At 69.1% G+C, this 26,235-nt stretch carries 27 protein-coding genes and 1 tRNA gene; 14 read left to right on the forward strand and 14 right to left on the reverse strand.

Annotated elements, in window-relative coordinates:
* Positions 1-200 precede the first annotated feature (200 nt).
* The gene (locus ASF41_RS20210) at positions 201-2,327 is read left to right on the forward strand and encodes a TonB-dependent receptor (protein WP_056496407.1); all 2,127 of its coding nucleotides are present in this window, start codon (positions 201-203) and stop codon (positions 2,325-2,327) included.
* Positions 2,328-2,442: 115 nt separating this feature from the next.
* Positions 2,443-2,700 carry a hypothetical protein gene (locus tag ASF41_RS20215; protein WP_056211140.1) on the forward strand — a complete coding sequence of 86 codons (258 nt, stop codon included), beginning with the start codon at positions 2,443-2,445 and terminating at the stop codon, positions 2,698-2,700.
* A gap of 172 nt (positions 2,701-2,872) precedes the next feature.
* Here ASF41_RS20215 and ASF41_RS20220 read toward each other — a convergent pair whose 3' ends face one another.
* Together ASF41_RS20220 and ASF41_RS20225 are read right to left on the reverse strand one after the other, a co-directional pair.
* A complete protein-coding gene (locus ASF41_RS20220; protein ID WP_056211138.1) occupies positions 2,873-3,247 on the reverse strand; it encodes a DUF6481 family protein in 375 nt (124 codons plus the stop codon).
* 243 nt (positions 3,248-3,490) lie between these two features.
* Positions 3,491-3,700: a cold-shock protein gene (locus tag ASF41_RS20225; protein ID WP_055952791.1), complete on the reverse strand. Its 210-nt coding sequence runs from the start codon at positions 3,698-3,700 to the stop codon at positions 3,491-3,493.
* A 551-nt stretch (positions 3,701-4,251) separates the two neighbouring features.
* Between ASF41_RS20225 and ASF41_RS20230 the strand changes: the two genes are divergently transcribed.
* The gene (locus tag ASF41_RS20230) at positions 4,252-6,228 is read left to right on the forward strand and encodes an autotransporter assembly complex family protein (protein ID WP_056496409.1); all 1,977 of its coding nucleotides are present in this window, start codon (positions 4,252-4,254) and stop codon (positions 6,226-6,228) included.
* Complete coding sequence (locus ASF41_RS20235; RefSeq protein WP_056496412.1) at positions 6,228-10,559, forward strand: translocation/assembly module TamB domain-containing protein; 4,332 nt, start codon at positions 6,228-6,230, stop codon at positions 10,557-10,559. The genes ASF41_RS20230 and ASF41_RS20235 overlap by 1 nt, the downstream gene beginning before the upstream one ends.
* Before the next feature lie 3 nt (positions 10,560-10,562).
* Here ASF41_RS20235 and ASF41_RS20240 read toward each other — a convergent pair whose 3' ends face one another.
* On the reverse strand, positions 10,563-10,751 hold the full coding sequence (locus ASF41_RS20240; RefSeq protein ID WP_056378511.1) for a hypothetical protein: 189 nt from the start codon (positions 10,749-10,751) through the stop codon (positions 10,563-10,565).
* 118 nt (positions 10,752-10,869) lie between these two features.
* Here ASF41_RS20240 and ASF41_RS20245 point away from each other — a divergent pair, with 118 nt between their 5' ends.
* The 4 genes from ASF41_RS20245 to ASF41_RS20260 all read left to right on the forward strand — a co-directional run bounded on the left by ASF41_RS20245 (position 10,870) and on the right by ASF41_RS20260 (position 12,578).
* Positions 10,870-11,373: a peptide deformylase gene (locus ASF41_RS20245; RefSeq protein WP_244479776.1), complete on the forward strand. Its 504-nt coding sequence runs from the start codon at positions 10,870-10,872 to the stop codon at positions 11,371-11,373.
* 112 nt (positions 11,374-11,485) lie between these two features.
* Positions 11,486-11,950, forward strand: a complete 465-nt coding sequence (locus ASF41_RS20250) for a hypothetical protein (RefSeq protein ID WP_200941299.1) — start codon at positions 11,486-11,488, stop codon at positions 11,948-11,950.
* Positions 11,947-12,252 (forward strand): hypothetical protein, encoded by a 306-nt coding sequence (locus ASF41_RS20255; protein WP_056496415.1) that lies wholly within the window; start codon positions 11,947-11,949, stop codon positions 12,250-12,252. The genes ASF41_RS20250 and ASF41_RS20255 overlap by 4 nt, the downstream gene beginning before the upstream one ends.
* Positions 12,253-12,314: 62 nt before the next feature.
* Complete coding sequence (locus ASF41_RS20260) at positions 12,315-12,578, forward strand: hypothetical protein (protein WP_244472747.1); 264 nt, start codon at positions 12,315-12,317, stop codon at positions 12,576-12,578.
* A gap of 111 nt (positions 12,579-12,689) precedes the next feature.
* Here the strand turns inward: ASF41_RS20260 and ASF41_RS20265 are convergent, their stop codons facing one another.
* The 10 genes from ASF41_RS20265 to ASF41_RS20310 form a co-directional block, all read right to left on the reverse strand.
* On the reverse strand, positions 12,690-12,869 hold the full coding sequence (locus ASF41_RS20265; protein WP_244472776.1) for a hypothetical protein: 180 nt from the start codon (positions 12,867-12,869) through the stop codon (positions 12,690-12,692).
* Positions 12,870-13,157: 288 nt separating this feature from the next.
* Positions 13,158-13,832, reverse strand: a complete 675-nt coding sequence (locus ASF41_RS20270) for an HAD family hydrolase (protein WP_056496418.1) — start codon at positions 13,830-13,832, stop codon at positions 13,158-13,160.
* A gap of 108 nt (positions 13,833-13,940) precedes the next feature.
* On the reverse strand, positions 13,941-14,228 hold the full coding sequence (locus ASF41_RS20275; RefSeq protein ID WP_056496421.1) for a hypothetical protein: 288 nt from the start codon (positions 14,226-14,228) through the stop codon (positions 13,941-13,943).
* A gap of 207 nt (positions 14,229-14,435) precedes the next feature.
* Positions 14,436-14,921, reverse strand: coding sequence for a DUF2934 domain-containing protein (locus ASF41_RS20280; protein ID WP_056496423.1), 486 nt, complete (start codon positions 14,919-14,921; stop codon positions 14,436-14,438).
* A 93-nt stretch (positions 14,922-15,014) separates the two neighbouring features.
* Complete coding sequence (locus ASF41_RS20285; protein ID WP_056496466.1) at positions 15,015-15,275, reverse strand: hypothetical protein; 261 nt, start codon at positions 15,273-15,275, stop codon at positions 15,015-15,017.
* A 99-nt stretch (positions 15,276-15,374) separates the two neighbouring features.
* Positions 15,375-15,776 carry a hypothetical protein gene (locus tag ASF41_RS20290; RefSeq protein WP_056211116.1) on the reverse strand — a complete coding sequence of 134 codons (402 nt, stop codon included), beginning with the start codon at positions 15,774-15,776 and terminating at the stop codon, positions 15,375-15,377.
* Entirely contained in the window at positions 15,773-16,177 is a 405-nt protein-coding gene (locus ASF41_RS20295; RefSeq protein WP_056496425.1) for a hypothetical protein, read from the reverse strand. The genes ASF41_RS20290 and ASF41_RS20295 overlap by 4 nt, the downstream gene beginning before the upstream one ends.
* 238 nt (positions 16,178-16,415) lie before the next feature.
* Positions 16,416-16,871: a hypothetical protein gene (locus ASF41_RS20300; RefSeq protein WP_056211112.1), complete on the reverse strand. Its 456-nt coding sequence runs from the start codon at positions 16,869-16,871 to the stop codon at positions 16,416-16,418.
* Positions 16,872-16,915: 44 nt separating this feature from the next.
* Positions 16,916-18,184 (reverse strand): class I SAM-dependent RNA methyltransferase, encoded by a 1,269-nt coding sequence (locus ASF41_RS20305; RefSeq protein WP_056496428.1) that lies wholly within the window; start codon positions 18,182-18,184, stop codon positions 16,916-16,918.
* Positions 18,181-18,927 carry a TlyA family RNA methyltransferase gene (locus ASF41_RS20310; protein ID WP_056496469.1) on the reverse strand — a complete coding sequence of 249 codons (747 nt, stop codon included), beginning with the start codon at positions 18,925-18,927 and terminating at the stop codon, positions 18,181-18,183. Before ASF41_RS20310 ends, ASF41_RS20305 begins: the two co-directional genes overlap by 4 nt.
* Before the next feature lie 248 nt (positions 18,928-19,175).
* Between ASF41_RS20310 and ASF41_RS20315 the strand changes: the two genes are divergently transcribed.
* Entirely contained in the window at positions 19,176-20,753 is a 1,578-nt protein-coding gene (locus ASF41_RS20315) for a CHAD domain-containing protein (RefSeq protein WP_056496431.1), read from the forward strand.
* 22 nt (positions 20,754-20,775) lie between these two features.
* Here the strand turns inward: ASF41_RS20315 and rlmB are convergent, their stop codons facing one another.
* Positions 20,776-21,603, reverse strand: coding sequence for a 23S rRNA (guanosine(2251)-2'-O)-methyltransferase RlmB (gene rlmB / locus ASF41_RS20320; RefSeq protein ID WP_082504699.1), 828 nt, complete (start codon positions 21,601-21,603; stop codon positions 20,776-20,778).
* Between the two features lie 152 nt (positions 21,604-21,755).
* Here rlmB and ASF41_RS20325 point away from each other — a divergent pair.
* The 5 genes from ASF41_RS20325 to ASF41_RS25260 all read left to right on the forward strand — a co-directional run bounded on the left by ASF41_RS20325 (position 21,756) and on the right by ASF41_RS25260 (position 26,105).
* Positions 21,756-21,831, forward strand: a tRNA-Glu gene (locus ASF41_RS20325).
* 859 nt (positions 21,832-22,690) lie between these two features.
* Positions 22,691-23,767: a hypothetical protein gene (locus tag ASF41_RS25250; protein ID WP_156653405.1), complete on the forward strand. Its 1,077-nt coding sequence runs from the start codon at positions 22,691-22,693 to the stop codon at positions 23,765-23,767.
* 161 nt (positions 23,768-23,928) lie between these two features.
* Complete coding sequence (locus ASF41_RS24330) at positions 23,929-24,099, forward strand: AlpA family transcriptional regulator (RefSeq protein WP_280138159.1); 171 nt, start codon at positions 23,929-23,931, stop codon at positions 24,097-24,099.
* A 124-nt stretch (positions 24,100-24,223) separates the two neighbouring features.
* Complete coding sequence (locus ASF41_RS25255) at positions 24,224-25,036, forward strand: hypothetical protein (protein WP_156653406.1); 813 nt, start codon at positions 24,224-24,226, stop codon at positions 25,034-25,036.
* Positions 25,037-25,229: 193 nt separating this feature from the next.
* Positions 25,230-26,105: a hypothetical protein gene (locus ASF41_RS25260; protein ID WP_156653407.1), complete on the forward strand. Its 876-nt coding sequence runs from the start codon at positions 25,230-25,232 to the stop codon at positions 26,103-26,105.
* Positions 26,106-26,235 lie beyond the last annotated feature (130 nt).

A 26,235-nucleotide genomic window follows, 5' to 3' on the forward strand; every position in this document is an offset into this window, starting at 1 on the left:
CGCGACGCACCACGTGCCACGGGGACGCGGCCCGGCGCGCGTACGGACGCCGCTCCGGGACCGGCAGCCGGTGATGCGCCCCGGCCACAGGGGAGCGGGAAGAGGGTCCGCGCCCCGTCAGGCACTTGTCATACAATAACATCCGCATCATGAAACATTATAACGTTGAGTGATGGGGTGAGCGGGTGCGTCGATCGCGGATGGTGTGGGCCGGCGCGGCCCTGGCGGGGGCCGGCCTCGGGGCGAATGCCGGCGCGGCGCAGCAGGCCCAGGCGACCCTGGACGAACTCAGCGTCACCTCGCCGAGCCCGATCCAGCCCGTCCGCGGGGCGGGCGGCGCCGCGGGCGACGCCGGCGCGTCGTTCCCGGTGGGCGTGCTCCCGGTGGTGACGAGCACCTACTCGCCCGTCACCGTGGTGACGCAGCAGCAGATCGCCCGCGAGCAGCCGCGCACCCTCGGGGACGCCCTGTTCGACCGCCCCGGCATCTCCTCCTCGACCTACGCGCCCGGCGCCGCCAGCCGGCCCATCATCCGTGGCCTCGACAACGCCCGGGTGCGCATCCAGGAAAACGGCGTCATCAACAACGGCGTGTCGGACCTCGGCGAGGACCACACCGTTCCGGTGAACCCTCTCGTCAGCGACCGGATCGAGGTGATCCGCGGGCCGGCGACCCTCCGCTACGGCTCCGGGGCGATCGGCGGCGTCGTCTCGGCCGAGAACAACCGGGTCCCGACCTTCATCCCGGCGAACGGGGTGTCCGGTCAGGTCACGACCGGATTCTCCAGCGTCGACAACGGGCGGCTCGGCGCCGCGACGGTGGATGCCGGCAAGGACGGTATCGCGGTCCATGCCGACGGCTTCCGCAGCGCCACGGACAGCTACGCCATTCCGGGCGGGATCCAGCGCAACTCGGCCACCGAATCCCAGGGCGGCTCCGTCGGCATCTCGGCCATCGGCGACCGCGGCTTCGTGGGCATCTCCTTCAGCCACTACGACGCGCTCTACCAGATCCCCGGCGGGGAGGCGGCCGAGAGCCGGACCCGCCTCGACCCGCGCCAGGATCGGGTCGTCGCCCGGGGCGAGTACCGCCCGCTGGACGGCCCCCTGGAGGTGATCCGGTTCTGGGCCGGCGGCTCGGTCTACCGGCACGACGAGCGCGGCATCGGCGAGACCGGGATCGACGGCATCCAGGCCACCTTCAAGAGCCGGGAGGCCGAGGGGCGCATCGAGGCCCAGCACGTGCCGGTCTTCACCGCCCTGGGGACGCTGACGGGCGCCCTCGGCGTGCAGAGCGGGCGCCGGGTGCTCAACACGCAGGGGGAGAGCTTCCTGCCGCCGACGGAGTCGCGCTCGAACGCGGTCTACTTCTTCGAGCAGCTCGACGTGGGCCACGGCCTGCGTTTCCAGGCGGCCGGGCGCATCGAGGGCACGCGCTCGGCGAGCACGGCGGTGCAGTTCCCGAGCGACTACCTGCCGGTCGAGGGGCAGGATCCCCTGGCGTTCGGCCTCAAGCGCCGCTTCGCGCCCAAGAGCGCCAGCTTCGGCGCCCTCCAGGACCTGCCCTACGGCTTCGTGGCCAGCGTGAACGGCTCCTACGTGGAGCGGGCGCCCACGGCCTACGAGCTGTTCTCGCAGGGACCGCACGACGCGACCGAGACCTTCGAGATCGGCGATCCCCGCCTGAAGCTCGAGCGTGCCCGCACGGTGGAGATGAGTCTCCGCCGGGCGCAGGGGCCGCTGCGCCTCGACGCGACGGGCTACTACACCCGCTACACCGGCTTCATCTACAAGCGCGACACGGGCAACCGCTGCGGCGACGACTTCGCCTCCTGCGGCAGCGGGGACGAACTTCGGCAGATCGTCTACGCACAGCAGAACGCCACCTTCTACGGTGCGGAGATCGCCGCGCAGCTCGACCTGATCCCGGTGGGCAACGGCTGGGCCGGCCTCGAGGCGCAGTACGACTTCGTCCGGGCGCAGTTCGACGACGGCTCCTACGTGCCACGCATTCCACCCCATCGCCTGGGCGGCGGCGTGTTCCTGGCGACCGAGGGCTGGTTCGCCCGGGTGAACCTGCTGCACGCCTTCGACCACGTGGAGATCGCGCCGTTCGAGACGGTCACGCCCGGCTGGAACGACCTGCGCGCCGAGGTGAGCTACACCAAGGCCGTCGATCCGGCACTCTACGGCGCGAGCGAAGTCACCCTCGGGCTGCAGGGGCGCAACCTCCTCGACGACGACATCCGCAACTCGGCCTCGTTCAAGAAGGACGAGATCCTGCTGCCGGGCCGCAACGTCCGCCTCTTCCTGACGGCACGCTTCTGAGCCGCGGCGCTTCCGCGTCGCGCCGTGACAATAAAAGCCGACGCGGGGGCCCAACCGTGCTACACGGAGCTAACCCCGCACGACCCCGTGCCCTGGGCAACCCCATGAGGCCCAAGTGGCAAATGCGTTCAAGAGCGGTGCGTCGCAGTCGCGATCGACCAATGATTTCAACGAGCGCGCGAAGCTCCTGTCCGAGCGCCTGGGCGCGATCGAGAAGCCGGTCCAGATGAAGCGCGGGAACGCGCCGCGCCGCACCTTCAAAGCAGGCCCGCGTCCCGAAGAGGAGACGGCGGAGCCGGCCGAGGCCCAGACCGAGGGCCAGGAGACCGCCGAGGGCGAGGACGCCGAGTCCGAGACGCGCTCCGAGAGCTGAGGACGAACGCGGTTCGCCCCATCGTCCAACACGAAAAGGGCCGACGCGCCGCGTCGGCCCTTTTCGCTGTCCGGTTCGCGTCCGTCCCGTTCCGAGCGCCGCCGAAGAGGTGCGCTCAGGAGTGGTTCGGCGGCGCGCTCATACGCCTTGACCCTTCGCCGCGGGCCTTAGGTCAGCGGCGGGCCTTGGCCTTGCGCGCCGCGTAGCGGGCATCGCGGGCCGCCTTCTTGGCGACGAGCTCGGCGGCCTTCGCCTCGGCGGCGGCCAGAGCCTCGGCTTCTTCGCGGGCGATCTGCGCGGCGAGTTCCGCTTCCTCGCGGGCCCGCTTGGCTTCCGCCGCGGCCTTCTCGGCGGCGATCCGGGCCGCCTCGCGCTCGCGGGCGCGCTCTTCGCGGGCGCGGGCGACCTCGGCGCGGGCCTGCGCCTTGGCGATCATCTCCGGATCATCGGCCGGAGGACGGGCCTTGAATTTTTCCAGCAGCATCTGCTTGGCGCTGACGGAGTTCTTACGGCGATCGTCGAAGTTCCTGTAGTCGAAGGCGCCCATCTGACCTTTCTCATGTGGTGTGTCGCCCGCATCCGGCGTGGAGCACGCGCGGCATGGGGCCGTGGAAAAACTGGGGTATACGCTGATCTTGCACCGCAACAGCCCCATGCCCGACCGCCTGCCGGGAATCAACAGAACCCGCTCATTGAAAAGCGGCTTCTGACAGGTTGTTGAAACGATGCCGCAGCATTTGAGCCGGTCTCGGGCCGCCCGCATCGGGCGACCCGGACCGGCTGGCGGCGATCAGGCCGCCTGGAGGTTGCCGGCCGACTGCTTGCCGGTTCGGCGGTCGTTCTCGATCTCGTAGGAGACCTTCTGACCCTCGATCAGGTTGCGCATGCCGGCGCGCTCCACGGCGGAGATGTGAACGAACACGTCCTTGCCGCCGTCATCCGGCTGGATAAAGCCGTAACCCTTGGTTTCGTTGAACCATTTCACGGTGCCCGTGCTCATGGTGCTGTTCTCCTGAAGCGTTGTCTTGCCTGCCATCGGCTGCCCGGTGCCCGCGTCGCAATCGCGCGGGCACCCGAGGCGCAGGGTCGTCGGATGGGATGTGCGATCGCAGCGGCACCCGCGTGCAGGACTGGCGAGCAGTCCTGGGAAAAGGGCGGGTGAGCTACCCGGAATGAGACGGCCATGGAGCGATGGGGACAAAAGTAGGAAGCCTGCGACGCAGGGACAAGGCGCCAGCCAAAGCCGGGTTCCCTGGCCGATGGCGGAAAGCCGGGGCGGAGCCGGGCCTGCGGCGAACCGCGCAACCACCCCCGCGGCTGGGGGTAGAGCGGTGAACCGCGGTTGCTGCACCGCCGCCGGACCGGTAGGCTGGCGGTCAACATATGTGGGTCCGAAAGGCCCTGGGACAGGACCGGGATACGGGACCGGCAGCGGGGCCGCGGCCCGGAAGGGGATGGGATGGCGAGGCCTGCGACGCAGCGACGAAAGCCGGGAGCGCAGGCGCACCGGGCTCGCCGGAACGGCCATTCGTGACGCGGATTCGGGGGCGGATGCGTCGCGCGTCGGTCTGGAGGCTCGCCTGCTTCGCCTGGCCGCTCGTCCTCGGTTCGGCCGGGGCCGGGCTCGCCGTGGGGCCGGCCCGGGCTTTCGACCTGTTCGGTCTGTTCGGCTCCGAGGAGGAACCGCCGGTCCCGAGCGCGGGCGCCCTGCCCTACACGGTGAAGATCTCGGGCATCGATGACGACGACGTCCTGCGCGCGCTGCAGGACACCTCGACGCTCTATCGCCTGCGCCAGGAGGCGCCGCCGGACGGCGAGGGCTTGGTGCGCCGGGCGGAGGCCGACCAGCGCCGCCTCGCCGACGTGCTCTCGGGCTACGGCTACTACCAGGGCACCGTCGCGATCCGCATTGACGGCGTCGCGCTGGCCGGTGAGTCCACCGTGGTGGCGGCTGCCCGCGCGGCCGAAGCGTCGCGCTCCCGCGCCCTCGTGCCGGTCAAGGTCGTGGTCGATCCCGGTCCGCTCTACACCCTGCGGTCGATCCGGGCCCACGACCCCCGGGGCAACCCGTTTCCCGAGGAGGTCCTGCCGGAGCGCTTCACCCGGGTCGGGGACGACGTGCCGGCCCGCTCGGCCACCGTGCTGGCCCGCGAGGCCAAGATCGTCGATCGCTTCCGGGCCCTGGGCCATCCCTTCGCCAAGGCGGTCGCCCGCGACCCCGTGGTGGACGACGCCGCCCACGTCATGGACGTGACCTACACCGTCGATCCCGGGCCGATCGCCGGCCTCGGCGAGGTCGCGGTGCGCGGCACGCAGGACATCGACCCGGCGGTGGTGCGCTCGTTCATCTACGCCGAGCCGGGCGATCCCTACTCGCCCAAGGCCGTGTCGGACATCCGACGCTCGGTCGCCAAGGTCGAGGGGTTGGGCTCGATCCGGGTGCGCGAGGGCGAGACCCTCGATCCGTCCGGCAACCTGCCGATCTTCGTCGACGTCACCGAGCGCGAGAAGAACCTGATCGGCGTCGCGGCCCGCTACTCCACCGTCGATGGGCCGGGCATCCGGGCCTACTACGCCAACCGCAACCTGTTCGGCGGCGGCGAGACCTTCCGGGTCGATGCCGACATCTACTATCTCGGCAACGACCTCTACGCCAAGCAACGCAAGGCCGCCGGCATCGACTCGAACGGCCTCGGCGGGCGGCTCTCGGCCACCTTCGTCAAGCCGGCTCTCTGGGGCACCCGGAACGACTTCATCGCCAACGTCTTCGTGGGCCGCGAGGCACAGCAATCCTACGTCAGCGACGCGGCGGGCGGCACCGTCGCCCTGCGCCACCGCTTCTCCGACACCTTCTTCGCCCAGGTCGGCCTCGACGGACAGGCCGGGCGCTCGCAGGACGCCCTCGGCAAGGTCGATTACCGCCTCGTCGGCGTGCCGCTCTCCGTGAGCTACGATTCCACCGACAACCTGCTGGATCCGACCGAGGGCGTGCGCATCACCGCCTCGGCGACGCCCTATGCGGGCTTCCTCGGCTCCGATCCGTCGATCTTCGTCGCCAAGGCGCAGGGCTCGACCTACTACGCCTTCGACGACGAGGGCCGCTACATCCTGGCCGGCCGCATCGGCTTCGGCTCGATCTCGGGGGCGAACCTCGAGGACATCCCGGCCAACATCCGGTTCTTCGCCGGCGGCGGCGGTTCCGTGCGCGGCTTCCCCTACCGGACGCTCGGCCCGCGCGGACCCTTCAACCTGCCCATCGGCGGACGCAGCCTGCTCGAGGCCTCGGTGGAGGCGCGCATCAAGGTGACCGACACCATCGGCGTCGTGCCCTTCATCGACGCGGGTACCGCCTTCGCCGGCAGCCTGCCGGATTTCGACGAGCGCATCCGCTACGCGGTCGGCCTCGGCCTGCGCTACTACACCGGCATCGGCCCGATCCGGGTCGACCTCGCCTTCCCGATGGACCGCATCAAGGGCAACCACGAGCGCCCGGTGGCCCTGTACATCAGCCTGGGGCAGTCCTTCTGATGGGATTCTGGAAGCGTCCGCGGGCGCAGGTCGCCGCCGCCACCCTGTGCCTCTCCGTCTTCGCCGCGACGCCGGCCACCCTGACCTACGCCGACGAGGGCGAGAAGACCGTGCTCGGCGGTCTCCTCTCGAAGGCCCTGTCGACGCCGGGCTCGCGGGTCGCCATCGGGGCCGTGGACGGCGCCCTCTCGTCGGACGCCACCATCCGCGACGTGGCGATCAGCGACGCCAACGGCGTCTGGCTGAAGCTCGACCGGGCGCGCCTGGTCTGGCGCCGCCTCGCCCTGCTCTCCGGCCGCCTGGAGGTGGACAGCCTGGAGGTCGGGCGCCTCGAAGTGCTGCGCCGCCCCCTCCCCGCCCCGGTCTCGGCGACGCCGGAGCCCGACGGATCGCTGCTGCCCGACCTGCCGGTGAAGGTCGAGGTGAAGACCTTCAAGCTCGCCGAACTCGTTCTCGGCGAGGCCCTCGCCGGGCAGCCGGCCCGCCTGACGGCCGAGGGCCGGGCCAAGCTCGGCGCGCCGGCCGAGGGGCTCGACCTCGATGTGGCGGTGCGCCGCCTCGACGCCGAGGGGCGCTTCGGCGCCCGCCTGCTCTTCGTACCGAAGGGCGAGACGCTGGAGCTCAAGACCACCCTGGTGGAGCCCGCCGGCGGGCTTCTCTCCAAGGCCGCCAACCTGCCCGGCGCACCGCCGATCAACCTCGACCTCGACGGGCGCGGCACGCTCGACGCCTGGAACGCCCGCCTCGACTTCGATGCCGGGCCGGACCTCGGGGCCCGCGGCACCGCCCGCATCTCCCGCATCGGGGCCGAGCGCCGGCTCGCCCTCGACCTCGCCTCGCGGATCGAGGGCCTGCTGCCCGGCCCGGCGGCGGCGATCTTCTCGGGCACGACCAAGCTCGACGGCGGCCTGCGCTTTTCCGACAGCGGGGCCTTCGGCATCGACCGGCTGGAGCTGACCTCGCGCACGGCCCGGCTCGAGGCCCGGGGTACCCTCACCGCCGACCGGGTGGCCGACTTCCTCGTCTCCGCCCGCGCCGTGCCCACCGAGGGCGGCGTCACCAAGGCGGCGGATGCCGAACTCGACACCCTGATCTTCGATGGCAGCCTGAAGGGGCCGATCGCGCGGCCCGTCGTCAATGGCGTGCTCAAGGCCGCGGGCCTGCGCGCCGGCGGCTCGGCCCTGGAGCGGGTCGACGCCACCCTGTCGATGGCGCCGGCCGGCGCCGATCCCGCCGCCGCCCGCTTCGTGCTGGCCGCCGACGCCAAGGTGGACGGCCTGCGCCTCGCCGATCCGGCCCTGCGCCGGGCCATCGGATCGCGGGCCGGGCTGAGCTTCCGGGGCACGCTGCAGCCCGACGGCGTCGTCGACGTCGCCGAATTCAAGCTCGACGGCCCGACGGCCCGGGCCGCCTATGTGGGCCGGATCGGGCAGAACACCCTCGCGGGCACGCTCGATGCGGCGCTGTCCGACCTCGCGGCCTTCTCGGAGGTGGCCGGGCGGCCGCTCGCCGGCACCCTGACGGCGCGGGCGGCGCTGAGCGGCGACCCGGCCCGCAAGGCGGTGAACGCCGATCTGGACCTGCGTACCTCGGGCCTCGTCCTGTCCCTGCCGGCCCTCGACCGGACCCTCGGCCCGTCGCCGCGCTTCAGCGGCCGCCTGTCGCAGGTCTATGACGGCTACGCCTTCGAGAGCGCCCGCCTCGAGGGCGCCGAGATCGTCGGGCGCCTGGAGGGCCGCGCCACCGCGCGCCTCGCCGACGCCAAGCTGCTGGTCGACCTGAAGGACCTGTCGACCCTCGACCCGAAGCTGTCCGGCCGCGCGCTCCTCGACGGGCGCCTCACCGGCACCCTGGAGAAGCCCGACCTCACCGCCACGCTCACCGCCGACGACGCCCGCGCCCTCGGTCGCCCCTTGCGCGACCTCCGGGTCGAGACGGCGCTGACGGACGTCACCGGCGCCCTCGACGGCACCCTGCGCCTGTCCGGCGCGGTGGGCGGAAAGGCCCTGCGCGGGGACGCCCACGTCGCCCGGCCCGCCCCCGACGCCTGGGTCCTCGACCGCCTCGCCTTCGGCCTCGGCTCGGTCACCCTCGACGGGCACGCCGCCCTCGATGCCCGCACCTTCCTCACCGAGGGGGCGCTGGCCCTCAAGGCCGGGAATCTGGACGACCTCGCGCCCCTCGCGCTGACACCGATGGCGGGCAACGTCGAGGCCGCCGTCACCCTGTCCCGCGCGGGTGGGCGCCAGGACGCCGGCATCCGGGCGAACGGGGCGTCCCTGCGCTTCGGCGAATTCGCCCTGTCGCGCCTGGACGCCGACCTCACCGGGCGGGACCTGCTCGGCCGGCCCATCGTCGACGGGCGGGTGAACGCCGACCGCCTCCTCGCCTCCGGGCAGAGCCTCGACACCGTGCGTCTCGTCGCCGTGGGCTCGCCGAGCGCCAGCGACCTCACCCTGACGGCCAAGGCCCGGGGCTTCGACCTCGACGGCGCCGCCCGTCTCGTGCCGGGCGAGCGCACCCGCATCGACCTGTCGCGCTTCTCCGCCGCGCGGGGTGGGGACCGCTTCGCCCTGGCCGGCCCCGCGAGTGTGACCCTCGACGGAGGCTCGGCCGTGATCGACAACCTCGTGGTGGCCGCCGGTAGCGGCCGCCTCAGCCTGTCGGGCCGAGTCGGCGAGGCCCTCGACCTCAAGCTCGGCATCCGCAGCCTGCCCCTCGCCCTGGCGCGGATCGCCGCGCCCAACCTCGCCCTCTCCGGAACCCTCGACGGCGAGGCGGACCTGCGCGGCTCCGCCAACCGGCCCGAGGGCCGCTACGCCCTGACGGTCGCCCGCCTCGTCACGCCCGAGACCCGCAAGGCCGGCCTGCCGCCCATCGACGCCCGGGCGAGCGGCACGGTGAGCGACGGACGCGCCGGGATCGACGGACGGGTCTCCGCCGGGCGCGGCGCCGAGCTGACGGTGACCGGCTCCCTGCCGGTGGCCCCCGGCGAGGCGCTGGCGGTGAAGCTGCGCGGCACCCTCGACGCGGCGCTCGCCAACAGCCTCCTCAGCGTCGGCGGCCAGCGCGTCGCCGGGCGCATCGCCCTCGACGCCGGTGTGACCGGCACCCTCGCGGCCCCCCGCGCCGAGGGCAGCGCCACCCTGACGGGCGGTTCCTTCACCGATCCGCTCCAGGGCATTCGCCTGACCAACATCGAGGGACGGGTCACCGGCCGGGGCGACACCCTGGTGGTGGAGCGCCTGACGGCGCTGACCCGCAACGGCGGAAGCCTGCGCGGCGACGGCCGGGTGGCGCTTGATCCCGCCGCCGGCTTCCCGGGCTCGCTCCGGGTCTCGGCCGAGCGGGCGGAGCTCGTCTCCAGCCCGCTGATGACGGCCGTGGCGAGCCTCAACCTTGCGCTCACGGGGCCACTGGCCCGAACCCCGAAGGTGGCGGGCCGGATCGACCTCGTCTCCGTCGACGTCTCGGTGCCGGACCGCCTGCCCGCCACGGTGCAGCCCCTGCCCGAGATCCGTCGCGTGAACACGCCCCCGGAGGTGCGCGCCCGCCTCGCCGCCCGGGCCGACCGCCGCGCCAAGGTCGCGGCCCTGGGCAAGCGGGGCAAGGTCGCCCCGCCCTTCGACGCCACCCTCGACGTCGCCGTGAACGCCCCCAACCGCATCTTCGTGCGCGGTCGCGGCATCGATGCCGAACTGGGCGGCGCCCTCCGGATCACCGGCTCCTCGCGGGATCCCGTCGCCACCGGCGATTTCGAGATGCGGCGCGGCCGCCTCAGCGTGGTCGGCCAGCGCCTCGACTTCACCCGCGGGCGCCTGACCTTCGGCGGCGAGATCGCCACGCCGGATCTCGACTTCGTCGCCGAGACCAAGGCCGCCGAGGTCACGGCGCGGATCGCCGTGACGGGTCCGGCAAACCAGCCGAGCTTCCTCCTCACCTCGGACCCGAGCCTGCCGCAGGACGAGGTGCTCTCGCGCCTGCTGTTCAAGAAGGCCTCGGGGGGCCTGTCGCCGTTCCAGGCCCTGCAGCTCGCGCAGGCCGTGGCCCAGTTCTCCGGCGGGGCCGGCGGCGTCGACGTCTTCGAGCAGGCCCGCAAGGGCCTCGGGCTCGACAGCCTCGACGTCTCCACCGGCGCCAGCGGCGGACCGGCGCTGGGCGCCTCGCGCTATCTCAGCGACCGCCTCAGCGTCGGCGTGAAGGCGGGCGCCAAGCCCGCCGACACGGCGGCGACGGTGGATTACGATGTGACCCGGCGCATCAAGATCCAGGGCGAGGCCGGCAGCGACGGCCGCACCGCGGTGGGCGTCGGGGCCGAGTGGGAATATTGACGCTCAGCGCGTGAGCCAGAGGGACTGGCCGATGCCGCTGAGCGGTTCGTGGAAATGCGTGACCAGGACGATCGCCCAGAGCAGGCCGAGGATCGTTGTGAGGGCGACGAGGATGACCTCGCCGGACTCGCGCAGCCTCAGGAATCGGTGGGCCCCCTTGGGCGATGGGGTCTCGGTGCGTTGCCGTGCCATTCCGTCTCCGGGTCGAGCTTGTCATCCGTCGAACGCCGCAAGCCGCGGGCCAGGAACCCGCGTCCGGGTCGCCCTCGCGCAACCGTGACGTCCCCCATCCCACTCCGGAATGACCCTCGTGTCCGCCTCCTCCCTGCTGATCTATCCCGATCCCCGCCTCCGCCTCGTGGCGGCTTCGGTCGCCCGGTTCGATGACGCCCTGCGCGAATCCGCCCGTGACCTCGAGGCGGTGATGCTGGCGGTTTCCGCTCTCGGGCTCACCCTGCCGCATATCGGGCAGGGCCAGCGCCTGGTGCTGCTGCGGATGGAGCCCGGCGAGCCGGTGACCGCCTACGTGAACCCGGAGATCGTCTGGGCCTCCCCCGAGCGCGGACCGCAGCAGGAGGGCAGCGTCTCGATGCCGGGGGTGACGGACGTGGTCGACCGAGCCGTGCGGATCCGGGTTCGCTACCGCGACCTCGAGGGCGCCGAGCACGAAGAGGACGCCGAGGGATTCCGGGCGGCCTGCCTCCAGCACGAGATCGACCAGCTCGACGGGATCTTCTGGATCGAGCGCCTTTCCCGCCTGCGCCGGGACCGGGCGATCAGGCGCTTCGCCAAGCTGCGCCGGTCAGGCTCCTGAAAGCGCGGCCGCCATGCGGCGGAATGGCTGCGAGCGCGTTATGGCTTGGCGGCCCGCCCTCCTCCCGAGAGGCCGGCCGCCGATCACGTTCGTTTCTGCCGAGAATTTCCCGATGCGTTCGATCCGACCTCTCCTGCTCGCCCTGGCGGTCGCCGGCACGGCGCAGGCGACCATCCGGGAGGCCCCGGCTGCGCCGGCCCCCGCACCGGTTCCGGCGATCGGATGCGCGTCCCTGGCGAACCTGCGGCTGCTCCTGCGCGAGAGCAAGGACGTGGTGGCCACCGCCGTCGCGCGCCTCACCGACGACAAGGCCGACCACCTCGGCTGCCAGGTGGTTGCGCGCGATGCGGTGGCGGGCATCGCCGAGCACCTGACCCTGAACGGCAGCGCCTACGATTGCCTGACCCTGCGCACCACGAGCGTCTGCCATTGGGTCGTCGCCGGCACGGTCAAGCCCACCGAGGCCGTGGCGAAGCCTCGCGCGGGCGAGAAATCCAAGGCGTCCGACAAGACGTCCGACAAGGCCACTGACAGGACGTCCGACAAACCCGCCGCACCGGAGAAGAGCCGCCGATGACCCGACCGTTGCGCGCCCTCCCCCTGGCCCTCCTCCTCGGCCTCGCCGCCGGCACCGCCGCCCGCGCCCAGCCGGTCGAACCCACCGACGTCATCGCCTGCAAGACCCTGGTCGCGTTGCGGGTCCTGATGGCCAGCGGCGACCGGGCTTCCGCAGAGGCGGTCCTGCCGCAGCATCCGGATTGCCGACGGATCGCGCGTGCGCGCATCGGCGCCGCGGAGCACCGCGCCATGGTCGGCGGGGCCCCGTTCGAGTGCCTTACCGTGGCGAACGAGGCCGATTGCGCCTGGGTGATGCCCTGACGGGCACGCCGAAACGACGTCACCACCACGACAGCAGGGGGAACAGGATGCAGACAACAGGGATGTGGCGTGGGCCGGCGCTCGCATTGACGCTCTCGGCCATCGCCTCAGTGGCCATGGCTCACGCGGCTTCGGCGCAGGGGGAATCCACGCCGATCCAGAGTCCGCAGGACGCGGCCTGCCGCACGGAGGCCCGCGACCGGGTGTTCTCGACGCCCGACCCGAAGGGGCTCGGCCTCTACGCGATCGGCCGTCAGCTCTACTTCGCCTGCATGAAGCGCGCCCAGCCGGGGCCTCGCCGCCGGGAGCGGGCGCGCGCCTCGTAGGATCCGGCGGGTTCATCCTGAACCTGGCAGACTCCCGATTCCGGTCAGGTCGTTCGTCTCTTTGGGATCACCGGTTTCCGCTGATCCCCGACAAACGCGAAGGCGGTGCGATCAGACGCTCAGGGGCGCGCCGATCCGGGCCCGGAGGACGTGCCGAAGGTTCTCGTTGTCGTTGGTGTCCGCGTCGAGGGCTGCCATCAGGCGAAGCAGCCGGCTGATCGGCGTGGTGCGGTCCTCGACCGCCGCGTCGATGAGCGCCCGAAGGGGAACAGGCTCGCTGGCCGGGTGCATTTTCAGGTTCGTCTGGGCCGGCTGGGGCATGGTCCGCGGATCCGTGGCGTGATCAGGCGCGATCACGGGCGGCTCGCTACGCCATCGACGGACCCGGCGCCAGGGTTTTTTGCCATCTATCCATAGCCGGCACGCAATCCTGCCCTGCGCCACGGAACAAAGCGGGATTACGCGGGAAATGTGTGGATCGGTGCAGTTCCCACGCGCCGCGTGGCCGGTTTGCCACCGGGCCCGTCCGAATCGACAGGCCCGGACCGAAACCCCTGCGCCAGGATCCCGCTCGCCGGATCACCGAGCCAGCGGCGAGGCGGCGTAGCCGTCGAGAAGGTCCTGCGGATCCTTGTAGAGGGCGATGCAGCCGGACGCGCTCAGGTCGGCTTCCGGAAAACCACCGCAGAGAACTCCGATGGTCGGAAGGCCGGCCTTCCCCGCCGCCTCGGCGTCGTAGGGCGTGTCACCGATCACCACGGCCTGCGCCGCCGTGATCGGGGCAAGCTTAGTCAGGGCGGCCTCGAAGATGTCGGGGAAGGGCTTCGAGCGTTCGACGTCGTCCGAACTGACCACCACGTCGGTGAGGTCCTCGACCCCCATCAGGGTCTGGTAGTGCTCCACCTCCTTCGCCTTGCCGGAGGAGGCCAGGGCGAGGGTCAAGTCCTGGGCCTTCAGGTGCTCGAACAGGGCCCGGACTCCGGGGAAGGGCTTCACCTTCGAGAGATAGTCGCGCTTGAACAGGTCCGAGCGGTAGGCCTCGATCGTCTTGCCCTCGCGCTCCACCCGCTCCCCGTCGAGGAAGACCGGCAGCAACTGGTCACCGCCCTTGCCGATCTGGCTGCGGGCCTGGTCGTGGCTGACGGTGACGCCGAAATGCGCGAAGGCGTCCACCCAGGCCTGGGCATGGAGGTCGACGCTGTCGAGCAGGGTTCCGTCGATATCGAAGATCACCGCCCGTACGGTCTTGGTCATCGCGTCATCCCGAACCGGTTGCACGCCGGCGGACAGGCCGGGGCTCCCTGGGCGAACGGATGGCTCTCCCGGCCGTTCCGCCGGGATGGCGGGATTCGTTCGGCGGGCTCAGCGGGGAAAGATGTGCAGGCCGTCGTCGGGCAGGAGGTTGCGGGCCGGACCGCCGGTCTGCTGGCCGCGGCCCTGCTGGTAATAGGGCAGCTCCGGGCGGCGATCGTTGTCGCCGCCGGAATCATACTCGTAGGGCCTGCTCCAGGGCGCCCGTCCGCCGACGCCGCCGGTGGTGTCGACGTCGAGGAGCGCGGGGCCGCCGCGCAGGCCGCCGGGTCCCGCCAGGGCGGCGAGCGGCAGGCCGGCCATGCCGAGGGCCAGAAGGGTCGTGATCGTCGTCTTCATGGAAGCCTCGCCTGGGAAGGCGCACGGCCCTCAGGGCCGCGGCCACGTCTCTGGATCTGGCGTGACAACGGTCAAGGTTTTCCTTCGTTCCGGCGTCCCTCGCGTGGAGGCTGCCTCCGCGGCCAGCGAAAAGCCCGCCCCACCGGTCCGGTGAAGCGGGCTCCGATTCGTCCGGGGGCGGGGCCGGAAGGCTCCGGCCCGCGCGTCTCAGTGAACGGTGGCGACGCTCTCGACCACGCGGCCGCGGGCGGGAGCCCGGGGCGTCTTGGTCACCGCAGCCTTGGCCACGGCGGCCTTGGCCACGGTGGCCTTCTCGGCGGCGGGCGTCTTGGCAGCGGCAGTCTTGGCAGCGACAGTCTTGGCAGTGGCCGTCTTGGCAGCGGGCGCCTTCGCCGCCACCGGCTTGGTGGCCTTCGTGTCGGCGGCGGCCTTCGCCTTCGTCTCGACCTTGGCGCCGGCGCTGCGGCTGCGGCTCGGCTTGGCCTTGAGGGTCTCGGCGAGGACGGCGGCCGGGCTGGCCGAGAGGGTGACGTCCGCGGTGACGGCCTGGATCACCTCGATGCCCATCCGCGACGGGGTCAGGAGCTCGATCTCGGCGCGCAGCCAGTGCGCCTCCGCCTGGCCGAACACGCGGCCCTCGTCTTCCCAGATGTAATAGGCGCGTTCGCGCACCTGCTGCTCGAAGGGGTTCATGCTGTCTCCTCGTCCGATCGGTCCGACGTCCCGGGCGAGGATGAAACCGGATGGTTAAGCGGGCGTTAACCGCCCCGGCATGGCGGCGGGTGCTCAGCCCTGGGACAGGCGCCGGGCGTTGGCGCGGACCTTCCGCCGGTAGCCGGCCACGACCCCGGCGGTGGAGCCGCCGGTGGCGATCAGCAGGGCGGCCTCCTGGGCGGCCATGATCTTCTCGGTGACCATGTGCTGGGCCTCGGCCTGGGCCGCGGCACCGCCCGTCGCCAGCTTGGCGAGGCGCAGGGCGATGACCTGCTGCGATTCTATCGCGAGTAGGGTCGCGTCCATGCCGAGCTTCCACCACGAACCGAACATCAGCATCCACTCTCAAGATAGGTCGCACCGAGCCGGCCTGGCGGCTCGGCCTCACCAAGACGGTCCCGCGCCCGGTATCCGGGCTGGGGAGCCGTTCGCTCAGTCGAACAGGCGGTTCTTCGCGCCGGAGCCGCCGAGACTGATCTTCTTGGTGCCCGATCCGCCGAGGCTGATCTTCTTCGGCGGGGCGGCGGCCGGGCTCGGCGTCGCCGGACGCGCCGGCTTCAGGCGGGACTGGCCGTAGACCACCGAACCAATTTCGTCCGCGACGCGCACGAGATCCTCGCGCTCGCAGGCCCGCGCGACCCGCAGGCCGAGCTGGTGCATGTGGCTCTTGCCGTAGAGGTAGACGGCGAGGCGCGCGCGCGTCGTCGTGGACATCGCCTCCAGGATCTCCGGCAGGTCCTCCTCGTCCGCCCGGTAGACCTGGCCGAGGAGTTCGAGGGAGACCGGGCAATCCGGATCGGGAACGGCGCCGCTGGTCGGGTGAGCCTGCGTCATGGGGCATCTGCCTGTGCGAGGGGCGGAGGGGGAACGGCCGGCGAATCGGCCGCGAGGGGCGTGAGGCCGCCCGCATCGGCGCGGGCGGGCGGTGCGGCGACCGGCACCGAGGGGGGCGGTACGGCCGCGAGGCAGCCGGTGCAGACCGAGGCGATGGCGATGCGGGACCGGGCTTCGGCCCGCTGCCAGACCGCCTCGCTGCGGGCCCGCGCCGCCTGGGCCGCGGCGTCGTCGAAGGCGCCGGACCCACCGGAGCCGACGCTCGCCTCGCCGCCGGGGCGGATGCGGATGAACAGCGGTTCCTCAGCGAGGGCCAGGCTGCCCGTCAGGACCCCGATAGCAGGCGCGAGGGCGGTCAGGCTACCCGCGATCGCCAGGGCTGCGGAACGGGAACGGGGCATCGGCTCCTCGGTGCGATTCGACGGCGTGGGGATCGGCCATGCCGGCCGCCATCGTTCGGCTGAACAGGGTTAACGATGTCTGAAGCGAACCGGATGCCGCAGCGGCAGCGCGTCCGCTCGACCCACGGCGCCCGGGCGGCCTAACAGGACGCCATGGAACCGAACGTCTACCTCCTGCTGGCCGCAGCCCTCCTGTATTCCGGCTACATGGTCCTCGCCATGAGGTCCTGAACGAGGCTCAGCGGCGCTCGTCGCGCTCGATCACCGCGCAGGCGGTGACGGGCGCTTCGCGCGATCCGGAGAGGGAGCAGGTCACGAGGACCTTCCCGGCATCGACGTTGCTGTGCCGCGTCGTGGCGGCGGCGGTGCGGGCCGTCCGGGCCGCCTGCGCCAAGTCCTCGGACGCGAGGCCCGTGACGGCGTGGCCGGCCCGTCCGAACAGATCGAAGTAGCCAGCGGGGAGCGGCGTGCCCCGGAACTGGACGCCGGTGGCCGAGAGCTCGCCGCAGGCCAGCGTCATCCCGATCCCGTCGGGGGCGCTGAATTCCGCGAAGTCCGCCGTCCGCTTGACCAGGGTGGCCTGGGTCTCGGCCACCACCCGGTCGATGAGGTCTCCGCAGGAATCCGCCGCGGCGGGTCCGGCGAGGGCGAGGAGGCCGAGGGTCGCGGCCAGGGTGGGACGAATCACGCGCATGCCCTTCTACCTAAGAGCGGCCCGGCGGTTGTCGAGCGCTGCGGCTACAGGCGCTTGCGGGGTGGCGGCGGGCGGCGGAACACCCCGACCATTTCCAGATGGCCCGAATAGGCGAACTGGTCGACCGGAATCACCCGTTCCAGGGTGTAGCCGCCCGACACCAGGGTCGCGGCATCCCGCGCGAAGGTGCCGGCGTCGCAGGCGACCCCGATCGCCAGCGGCACCTTCGATTCGGCGATCCGGGCCGCCTGCGCGCCCGCGCCCGCCCGGGGCGGATCGAACACCACGGCGTCGTAGGCGTCGAGTTCGAGGGCCAGCAGCGGCCGGCGGAACAGGTCGCGGCGCTCGGTGGTGACCCGGCGCAGGCCCGGCACCGCCCGCACGGCCCGATCGAGGCTGGCCAGGGCCGCCGCCTCGCCCTCGACGGCATGGACGTCCCGGCTGCGCGCCATGGCGAGGCTGAACGGTCCGCTGCCGGAGAACAGGTCGACGACCCGCTTCGTCTTCTTGTCGAGGGCCGCCACCACGGCCTCGGTCAGCACCCGCTCGCCCTCCTCCGTGGCCTGGAGGAAACCGCCGGCCGGCGGCACCAGCCGCAGGCCCGCGCTGGTGACCGCCGGAGCCCGGCGCTCCACCAGCACCTCTCCGTGCAGCGAGAGGCGCGCGAGGTCGAGGTCTCCGGCGAGGCGTACCAGCGCGGCGCGGACTCCCTCGGCCGCGGGTCCGTGCCCGCGGATGTCGACGTCGAGGCCGGCCTCGGTGGCGCTGACGGCGACGTCGAGGGGCTTGCGGCCGTGCCCGAGCGGCGCGCTCAGGGCCGTCGCCACCTGGGGCGCCCGGTGCAGGGCCGCCACGGTGATCGGGCAATGGTCGATGGCGACGAGGTCGTGGCTGCGCGCCGCCATCAGGCCGGCCTGCGCCCGGCCCTCGATGGCCCGCACGTGCAGGGTGAGGCGCCGCCGCCCGGCCCCGCGGGCATCGACCAGCGGCTCCGGTGAGACGGCGAGCCCCGCATGGGACAGCGCCTGGACGAGGTGGTCCCGCTTCCAGGCGGCGTAGGGCCCGGGCGCGAGGTGCTGCACGGTGCAGCCGCCGCAGGTGCCGAAATACGGGCAGAACGGCGCGATGCGATCCGGCGAGGCGTGCAGAACATCGACGACCGTCCCGCGCGTGCCCGCCCGCAGCACCGTGACGCGCTCCCCCGGCAGCGCCAGGGCGACGGCGGTGCCGTCCTCGGCCAGCCCGTCGCCGCGGGCGCCGAGGCGGCGGATCTCCAGGGTCTCGGGGGTCGGCTGGGTGTCCGGCTCGGTCATGGTCGTGGGTCCAGGCGCGCCCCGATCAGGAACTCGCGGTTGCCGTCGCCGCCGGCGACGGGTGACGGGATGAGGCCGAGGATCTGAAGCCCCAGAGCCTCGAGGGCGGCGCGGATCTCGGCGCAGACGGCGTCGTGGATGGCGGGATCGCGGACGATCCCGCCGCGCCCGACCCGGTCGCGCCCGGCCTCGAATTGCGGCTTGATCAGCGCCGCGAGGTCGGCGCCGGGGGCCAACAGCGGCAGGAGGGCCGGCAGGATCAGCCGGAGGGAGATGAAGCTGACGTCGATGGCGCAGAGGTCCGGGGGGCGCGGGATCGCGGCGCGGTCGAGGCTGCGGGCATCGGTGCCCTCCAGGCTGGTGACGCGGGCGTCGTCCCGGAGGGAGACGTGGAGCTGGTCGCGTCCCACGTCGACGGCGTAGACGTGGGCGGCGCCCCGCGCCAGCAGCGCGTCGGTGAAGCCGCCGGTCGAGGCCCCGACATCGAGGCAGACGCGGCCCGCCGGGTCGAAGCCGAAGGCGTCGAGGGCGGCATCGAGCTTCAGCCCGCCGCGGGACACGAACGGATGGGGGGCGGACGCGACGAGGCGCGCGTCCCGGGCGAGGAGGTCGGAGGCCCGCGTCACCGGCTGGTCGTCCGCCCGGACGAGACCCGCCGCGATGGCGGCCTGGGCCCGGGCGCGGCTCTCGAAGAGGCCCCGTTCCATCAGCAGGCGGTCGGCCCTCAGCCGCTCCCAATTCATCACCACGCCCAACGAGTCTCGTTCCCGCCGGCCCCGGGCCGGTTCCTCCCGCTACACCACTCGGCGCCGGGGGCGAATGAAAATCGTCACGAATTCAGTCGCGCGTCCGGGTCGCCCTGCTCCATAACCGACGACGGTGGCTGGTGATTCCGCACGGAACGGTTGCCGCGGGCCGGGCTTGTCCCGATCGCTGGGGGCCCGCCGCCCCGTCGGGGACGACGGATCGGGGCCGAAACTTGGGACACATCATGGTCGCGCCGCGTGAGATCGAGTTGAAGCTGGAATGCGAGGGCAGCGACCTCGCGGAGCTGAGCCGCCATCCCTTCCTGCAGGCGGAAGGCTCGGAGGACTCCCGCTTCCTCACTTCCACCTACTTCGACACGGCCGCCGGCGACCTGCGTGCGGCCGGGCTGACCCTGCGGGTCCGCCGCGACGGCGAGACGTTCGTCCAGACCGTGAAGGCCGCCGCCACCGCCCCCGGCCTGTTCGACCGCTCGGAATGGGAGGCGCCCGTCCCGGGGAACGCGCCCGACCTGGCGCAGGTCTCCGAGACGCCGGTGCCGGAGGTGCTGGCGGGCGCCGAGGCGCCGGAGCTGTCCCCCACCTTCGCCACCCTGGTGGAGCGGCGCAGCCGCGTAGTGCGCTACGGAGCCTCGCGGATCGAGGTCGCCTTCGACGAGGGTCGGATCGAGACCCCGAACGGCGACGCGCCCCTGTGGGAGCTCGAACTCGAACTCAAGGAGGGCCGGTCGGAGGACCTGTTCACCCTGGCCCAGGCCCTGGCCGAGACCGTGCCGCTCCGCCTCGGGGCACTGAGCAAGTCGGCCCGCGGCTTCAGCCTCCGCGACGGCACCCTGCGGCGCCCGAGCAAGGCGCGGCCGGTTTCGCTGGCGCCGGACGCCACGGCCGGCGAGGCCTTTCGCGTCATCGCCTTCGCCTGCCTGTCCCACCTGCGCCTCAACGAGGACGTCTTCCTGCACAACCGGGACGTGGAGGCGCTGCACCAGCTGCGGGTCGCCCTGCGCCGCCTGCGTTCGGCCCTCACCCTGTTCAAGCCGGTCCTGGCGCAGGACGCGACGGCCGCGACCCTGCGCGACGAGATCAAGCGCATCACCGAACCCTTCGGCCACGCCCGGAACCTCGACGTGTTCCTGGCCGAGACCCTGACGGCCGAGATGGCCAGGCGCCCGGACGAGGCCGGTCTCGACGACCTGCGCCGGCGCCTCGAGGCGGAGCGGGACCGCGCTCATGACGGCGTCCTCGCCACCCTGGAATCGCAGGAATGGCGCGGCCTGGTCCTCGACGTCGCCGCCTGGCTGGAGACCGGCGCCTGGCGGACCGGACCGGCCGCCCCGGACCGCGAAGTGCCGGACCGCGGAGTGCCGGCGCGCGACTTGCCGGCGCGCGACTTCGCCGCCCAGGTGCTCGACAAGGCCCTGCGCCGAATCCGGAAGCGCGGCCGCCACCTCGACCGCCAGGAGGCCGAGGAGCGGCACCGCGTCCGGATCGAGGCGAAGAAGCTTCGCTACGGCGCGGAGTTCTTCGCCAGCCTCTACACCGAGAAGAAGCTGCGCAAGCACCACAAGGCCTTCGTCTCGGCCCTGTCCGACCTGCAGGACCATCTCGGCAGCCTCAACGACCAGGCCACCGCCCACACGGTGCTGGCCAGCCTCGTGGCGGTGCCCGACCCGCAGGAGATCCCCGGCGAGACGGCGTTCGCCGCGGGCCTTGCGGCCGGCGACAACGAGGCCGACGGCCGGAAGCTGCTGAAAGCGGCCGCCGAGGCCCACGGGGACCTCGTGGCGGTCAAGCCGTTCTGGCGCTGAGGCGCCAACGCCGCGGTGTGACTCAGCCGCGGGGGCTGAGGGCGTAGAGCGTGATCGCGGCGGCGTTCGAGACGTTGATGCTGCGGATCTCGCCGCTGAAGGGGATGCGGGCCAGCACGTCGCAGTTGTCGCGGGTGCGCTGGCGCAGGCCCTTGCCCTCGGCCCCGAGCACGATCACGGCCGGGCGCTTCGGGCCGATGGTGTCCAGTACGGTCTCGGCGTCGGAATCGAGCCCGATCCGGGTGAAGCCGCGCTTGCCGAGGTCGACCAGGGCGTCCGACAGGTTGCGGACCACGATCAGGGGCACGTGCTCCAGGCCGCCCGAGGCGGATTTGGCCAGCACGCCCGTGGCGTTGGGCGAGTGCCGCGCGGTGGTGATGATGCCCGCCACCCCGAAGGCGGCGGCGGTGCGCACGATGGCGCCGACATTGTGCGGATCGGTGATCTGGTCGAGGGCGAGGAGCAGCACGTCGTCGCCCAGCTCGTCGAGATTCGGCCCCGGCAGGGGGTCGGCCTCCAGGTAGAGGCCCTGGTGCACGGCGTCGGGTCCGAGCAGCGCGTTGATCGCGCTCGGGCGCACCAGCTCGGGATCGATCCGCAGCGTCCCGATCTCTTCGGTGAGCCGGATCATGGCGTTCTCGGTGGCGAGCAGCCGGTGCAGCTTGCGGCCCTCGTTGGCCAGGGCCTGCGCCACCGGGTGCCAGCCGTAGAGGACGACGTGGTCGCCGGAGGCCGCCGCGACGCTCGCCGCGCCCCGCTGATTCTGCGGCGGCCCGCGCCGGAAGGGACTGCGCGAAAAGCCGGGCTTGTTCGTCCTCGGCCCCGGCGGGCCGTCGCGTCGCGTGGTCATGCAGTCAGGTCCGCTCTCCGGCCGCCGGAAGGAGCGGTCCGCGTGTCCGCCCGACAAACCGGCCGGGGCCGCATTCGTCAAGCCGCAAACCCGCGGCGATTCCCCCGTTGCCCCCGCGCCCGAAGCCGCATATAGAACCGCTCACCGCAGCGGCGCCCTTCGTCTAGCGGTCCAGGACGTCGCCCTTTCACGGCGAAAACACGGGTTCGATTCCCGTAGGGCGCGCCAGCGATATCAAGTACTTAGCGTACGACCCTAGCTCCCGTGTCCTGTTTGTGTCCTTTGGACCAGAACGGATAACGTTGGATGTCGCTGTCTGTTTTGAGATTCGAGCTAGGGATTGAGGGCGGTCCCAGCCACTCATCTCAAGGATTTTTCGCCAAATTCATTGTGTGGGCTCGAAGTTCGTGGCCCGGTGTTGGTGGCGTTGCACACACGGCCCGAAAAAATTTGATCTTTAATTTTCAGAGGGCTTGCCTGGTAATGGTAGCTTACCAAGCTCGATGGAGCGGGCAGCTTGTGCGTCAAGGCCTCCGCCGACTGGGCTAGGCTAGCATCCGGAGCTCCTGCGGCTCCTATCGTCTTGACGAGGGCCGGCTGTCGGAAAGCGCCGTTGCCCGACAGGCGTCAAAACAAGCGTTGCACCGTACCAGAGCGCCGGAACCGCAAAGGCAGGTGCCGCAACTTGCAACCGGCGTGCAGGACGGCGAGGACGTCACCGGGTGCCGGAGCCGTCGTAAAAGCCAGCCGGTCATAGAGAAGCTGAAAAACATTGGAGCAACCAGTAGCGACGCCGGTCGCTTAACCATATTGCATACGACAAATTTTTGCGGACAAGCTAAGTTCGGACGATGGTCGTCCCCATACTGACACTCGGGTAAGCGGCGGACACTCGCTGACAACTTACAATAAACCCGTTTAGTCAGCAGCCATGCGGCTCAGATCGTTACGGATGGGTTCCATAGTTTAAGCCACCAGACTACGCCACACGCAAAAAAACCGCTCCAACATTTCATTTTTAGACGCTTGTCCAATTTAATTTATAAACAAAACCACGTTGTGCCGGCGAATGGTTTAGGAATACTCATTGTCTATCAACTTTGTCCAAATGAAACGCAAATCAGATAATGAACGAATTGAGATAGTGGCTGCCTTCGAAAGCTACATCTCAAGAGGTGTGACCGTTAAGGAGGCTGCGCTACAAGCTGGAGCTCCGCTTTCTACTATTTACCGTTGGCAAAAAGCTTTTGGATCAGACTATGAGCCTGTGAAGCGATCCGCGGATTTTGGCTTAAGCATTGCCGATGCAATTAAGAAACTTGTCAGCACCGACGACTTGGCGAAATCTGCTCTCCTTGAAGCATGTTTTAAATTCATGGTGTGGCTTCGTTGGCCAAATAAGGAAAACGAACATCAGACGCTAATTTGTAGCTGTATGGCTGCTTATTGCAGTGCTAAAGGCAATGCACAAAGTCTTGCTCAGATTGACACAGAATACAAACAGGTTATACTTGACAACTTGAACCTTGATGTCTTGGTGCGGCTCTCGTCAGTAGAAGGGTCCGCTACTCCCTGGTTTTATATGGATAAGATCCAGGATCGCAGATATACTTCTGCTGATGTGCTTGCTGTCATAGTCTGGTACCTGATAAGCAAAGACTGGTCGGCAAAAGTTCCCAGGAAAGTCAACCCTCGCAAACCGAGGGTGAACAATTACCACTCAGACAAACCAAGTCTGAGCAAAGCCTATTACCTACTTCGCGAACGCGCTTTCAAATACAGATATGACGTCTCGAGGACAACATTCGACAAGCTTTGGAAAACAAACGCTCCTGCCGCGCCTTTCTTGTACGTTCAAAGCTTCGTGCCAGGTGTCGAATGGCTTTTAGATCCAGCGCCAGACTCATTCGCCGAAGAGATCGACAGCTTGATGTCGGACTTAAACTCTCGACGATTGTTTTTTGCACATAGCCGGTGGGCAGTTGAAGCCCTTAAGGGCATACTTGATCCACGCGCTCTCAGCGAAACGAGCTTTCCCGAGTTTCCTGCAGAGCTTGAGGCGCTACCGGTAGTAGGGCCAGCGCTTACGGTTCTCATTCAGACAAAGCTAAGAAGCTATAAAAGCGCTTATCATCAATATGTTAGCGATGATGACATTGCCTGAGAAGTAAACTCAGATCCGCGGATAAACTGGGGCGGCTAGATTCCTCTTATGCCAAGCAGGCGACCTGCTAAGCATAGAAGAGGAGAAATCAAGTGCCTGAAAAGAAAGAACAACTAAAGGGTTCGGAGCAATCGTCTCGTGTGTTCCCCGAGACTGGGCTGGTGAGGCTCTCCAGCATCTTGGCTCCTACTGGACCTATCCCAGTGAGTAAGAGCTCGTGGTGGGCAGGTGTCAAAGCAAAAAAATATCCCCAACCTATAAAATTAGGTCCACGGACGACTTGCTGGCGCGCTGAAGAGATCCACGCTTTGATCGAAATTAAACTTTCCTGATCTGATTTTCCTGTCTCCGGCGACTTCAGCGCCGGTCGTTTATCCGAAAACGCAAAACCCACCTGCCAGCTCCGTGTAACGCGGACCTGATCGCCCGCAGCTGGCTAAATCGCAAGGTGCCAAAATGAAAAAGAACGGATCGAAGAAAACTGCGTTCGACTACATTAAGTGCGCACGACAGGAAAAAATCGAGCGAATTTTACTGTCTCTGCAGCAAACGATCGAAAGATCCGACAAGCGTTATCACGAAAGCTTGTATAATTGCTTGTCTGTCGCTCTGGAATTAAGGCTGCGAATCAATGATGAGGAGAACTGGCGTATTCTGTGCTCGGATCCTTGCTGGGAAAAGAATAGAAAAGCAGTGAAAAATCGGCCGAAGCGTTCTGGGGCGTCAGATTGGGAAAAATCCTACTACCTAACTGTTTTAGCGTTTGCTGGGCCTCAAGAAGCTCGCATCGATCGCGCTTCCAAGTATGCTCATGTCATACATCACTACTATGAAGTTTCGCTCGTACCGAACCGACTGCCCGCCGAACTGAGGAAAATTGGAGGGATAGATAAGCTCGTCTCTTTACTGTCGAAAGAAAAAGTGAGTCTGGATAGCGGGATGGAGAAGGACTGTGTTGCGGCAAGCGACTCCGGCGATGCAGCACAAGAAGCTGTGAAAAGTCCCGAAAAAACAGACAAGACTGCTTCAGAGGATGAGAAACAAGGCGGCGAACAGACTCAAGCCGAAACGGCGCAGAAAGAAAAGAGCAAGAAGCTGCCGCAGCTTGTAATCGACGTAACTGACGAGCAGTTGCTGCAAGCATTAGAAGGCACAGGCAAGCGGCACATTCTTATACACGCGATACGTGAGGAAAGTGAGAAGGGTTGGAAGCCGATAACGGCCGGCTTTATAAGCGTGACAGCAGGGGGCTTTGTTGGCGTGACGTAAGTAAGCAGCCGTGGCCGACAGTAGGCCGGCCACGGCTGTTTCCGCTTGTCGGTAAACCAACCGCGACAATTCGCTCGGCCAGATCAACTGAATTCGCGCGCCGCTTATTGTGCCAGCTCAGGTGCTGGAGGGAGGCGGTCAGGCCGCGCTAGCCAACTCGTAAAGGTCATGGTCACAGCCATGGAGCCTGAAGATGAAAACTGATCATCAAAGCCCTTCTACGTCTACCTCTCCCTTGTTCTCACACGAACTCGTTGTCGAGCTCGAAGCCCTCGGCGTCCGCTATCTTCCAACTTTGCAGGAACTGCAAAAAAACCAGACGCGTATGCTGGCCAACTTCACACGCGCCGGAGTCCCGCACCATAAGTGGAAACACCTCGAGCAATGCGATGGGACTGGCTGCCCCCACAGTGCCTGCTCAGCGGCGTGCTGGTTCGGTGAGCGAATCACGGTTCTTGGACTTGTTCGCGACGCCCACGCACTCCTCAGCTCGACCGGCTCCCGCCTCTGGTTTGTGACGATCGTTGACCCCCGATACCGTCAACGACCCAAGCGGCTTCGGAGGCTGTCGTTAAGTGCGGTCCAGCAAGGCTTCAGGCGACGCCTACGCCGGCTTCGGAAGGCATACGGCAACGTCCGCGCGGTCGGGGCCATCGAGGTGTGCTACGATCGTGATAAAGACGGGCGTTGGAGTTGGGGGCCACACATCCATGTGGTCATCGCCGCTGATTGCGGGAAAAAGGCACTGAGAAAGGCGCTCCGACCCCATGGTGTTCTCGCCAAGCACGCGAAGCCGATCGTCATCAAGGAGGTGACGGGGCTCGCTAATGCACTCGCCTATACGATGAAGCGGCTTCCGGCACAGCGTGTGGCTTTCGCTTCACCCAACGGCCGCCAGGACCGCGATAAGCAAGGTGTACGCGGGAAGGCCGAACTCCGTCACGACCGGTGGCTCCTTGGCGTCAAAGCAACCCAGCGCCTCATTCTCTGCGGCGTGAAGCGGATTCACGGTAGATTGAGTCTGCTCGGAGGCACGACCGCGGTGATCACACCAAAACAGGGTGAGTAGGCTGGGTGAGGCAGTCTACTACCTAAAGTGCTAGTGGTTAAGGTCTGACGGTTGAGTCCGCGTGGGGTTTCGGTTTGAGGCCTGTCCTGCGAGTCTGGCGGGATGCGCAGTGGCATCTCCTTCACGCTCT

Origin of the sequence: Methylobacterium sp. Leaf111 (assembly GCF_001423285.1) — a bacterium.
Lineage (GTDB): Bacteria > Pseudomonadota > Alphaproteobacteria > Rhizobiales > Beijerinckiaceae > Methylobacterium.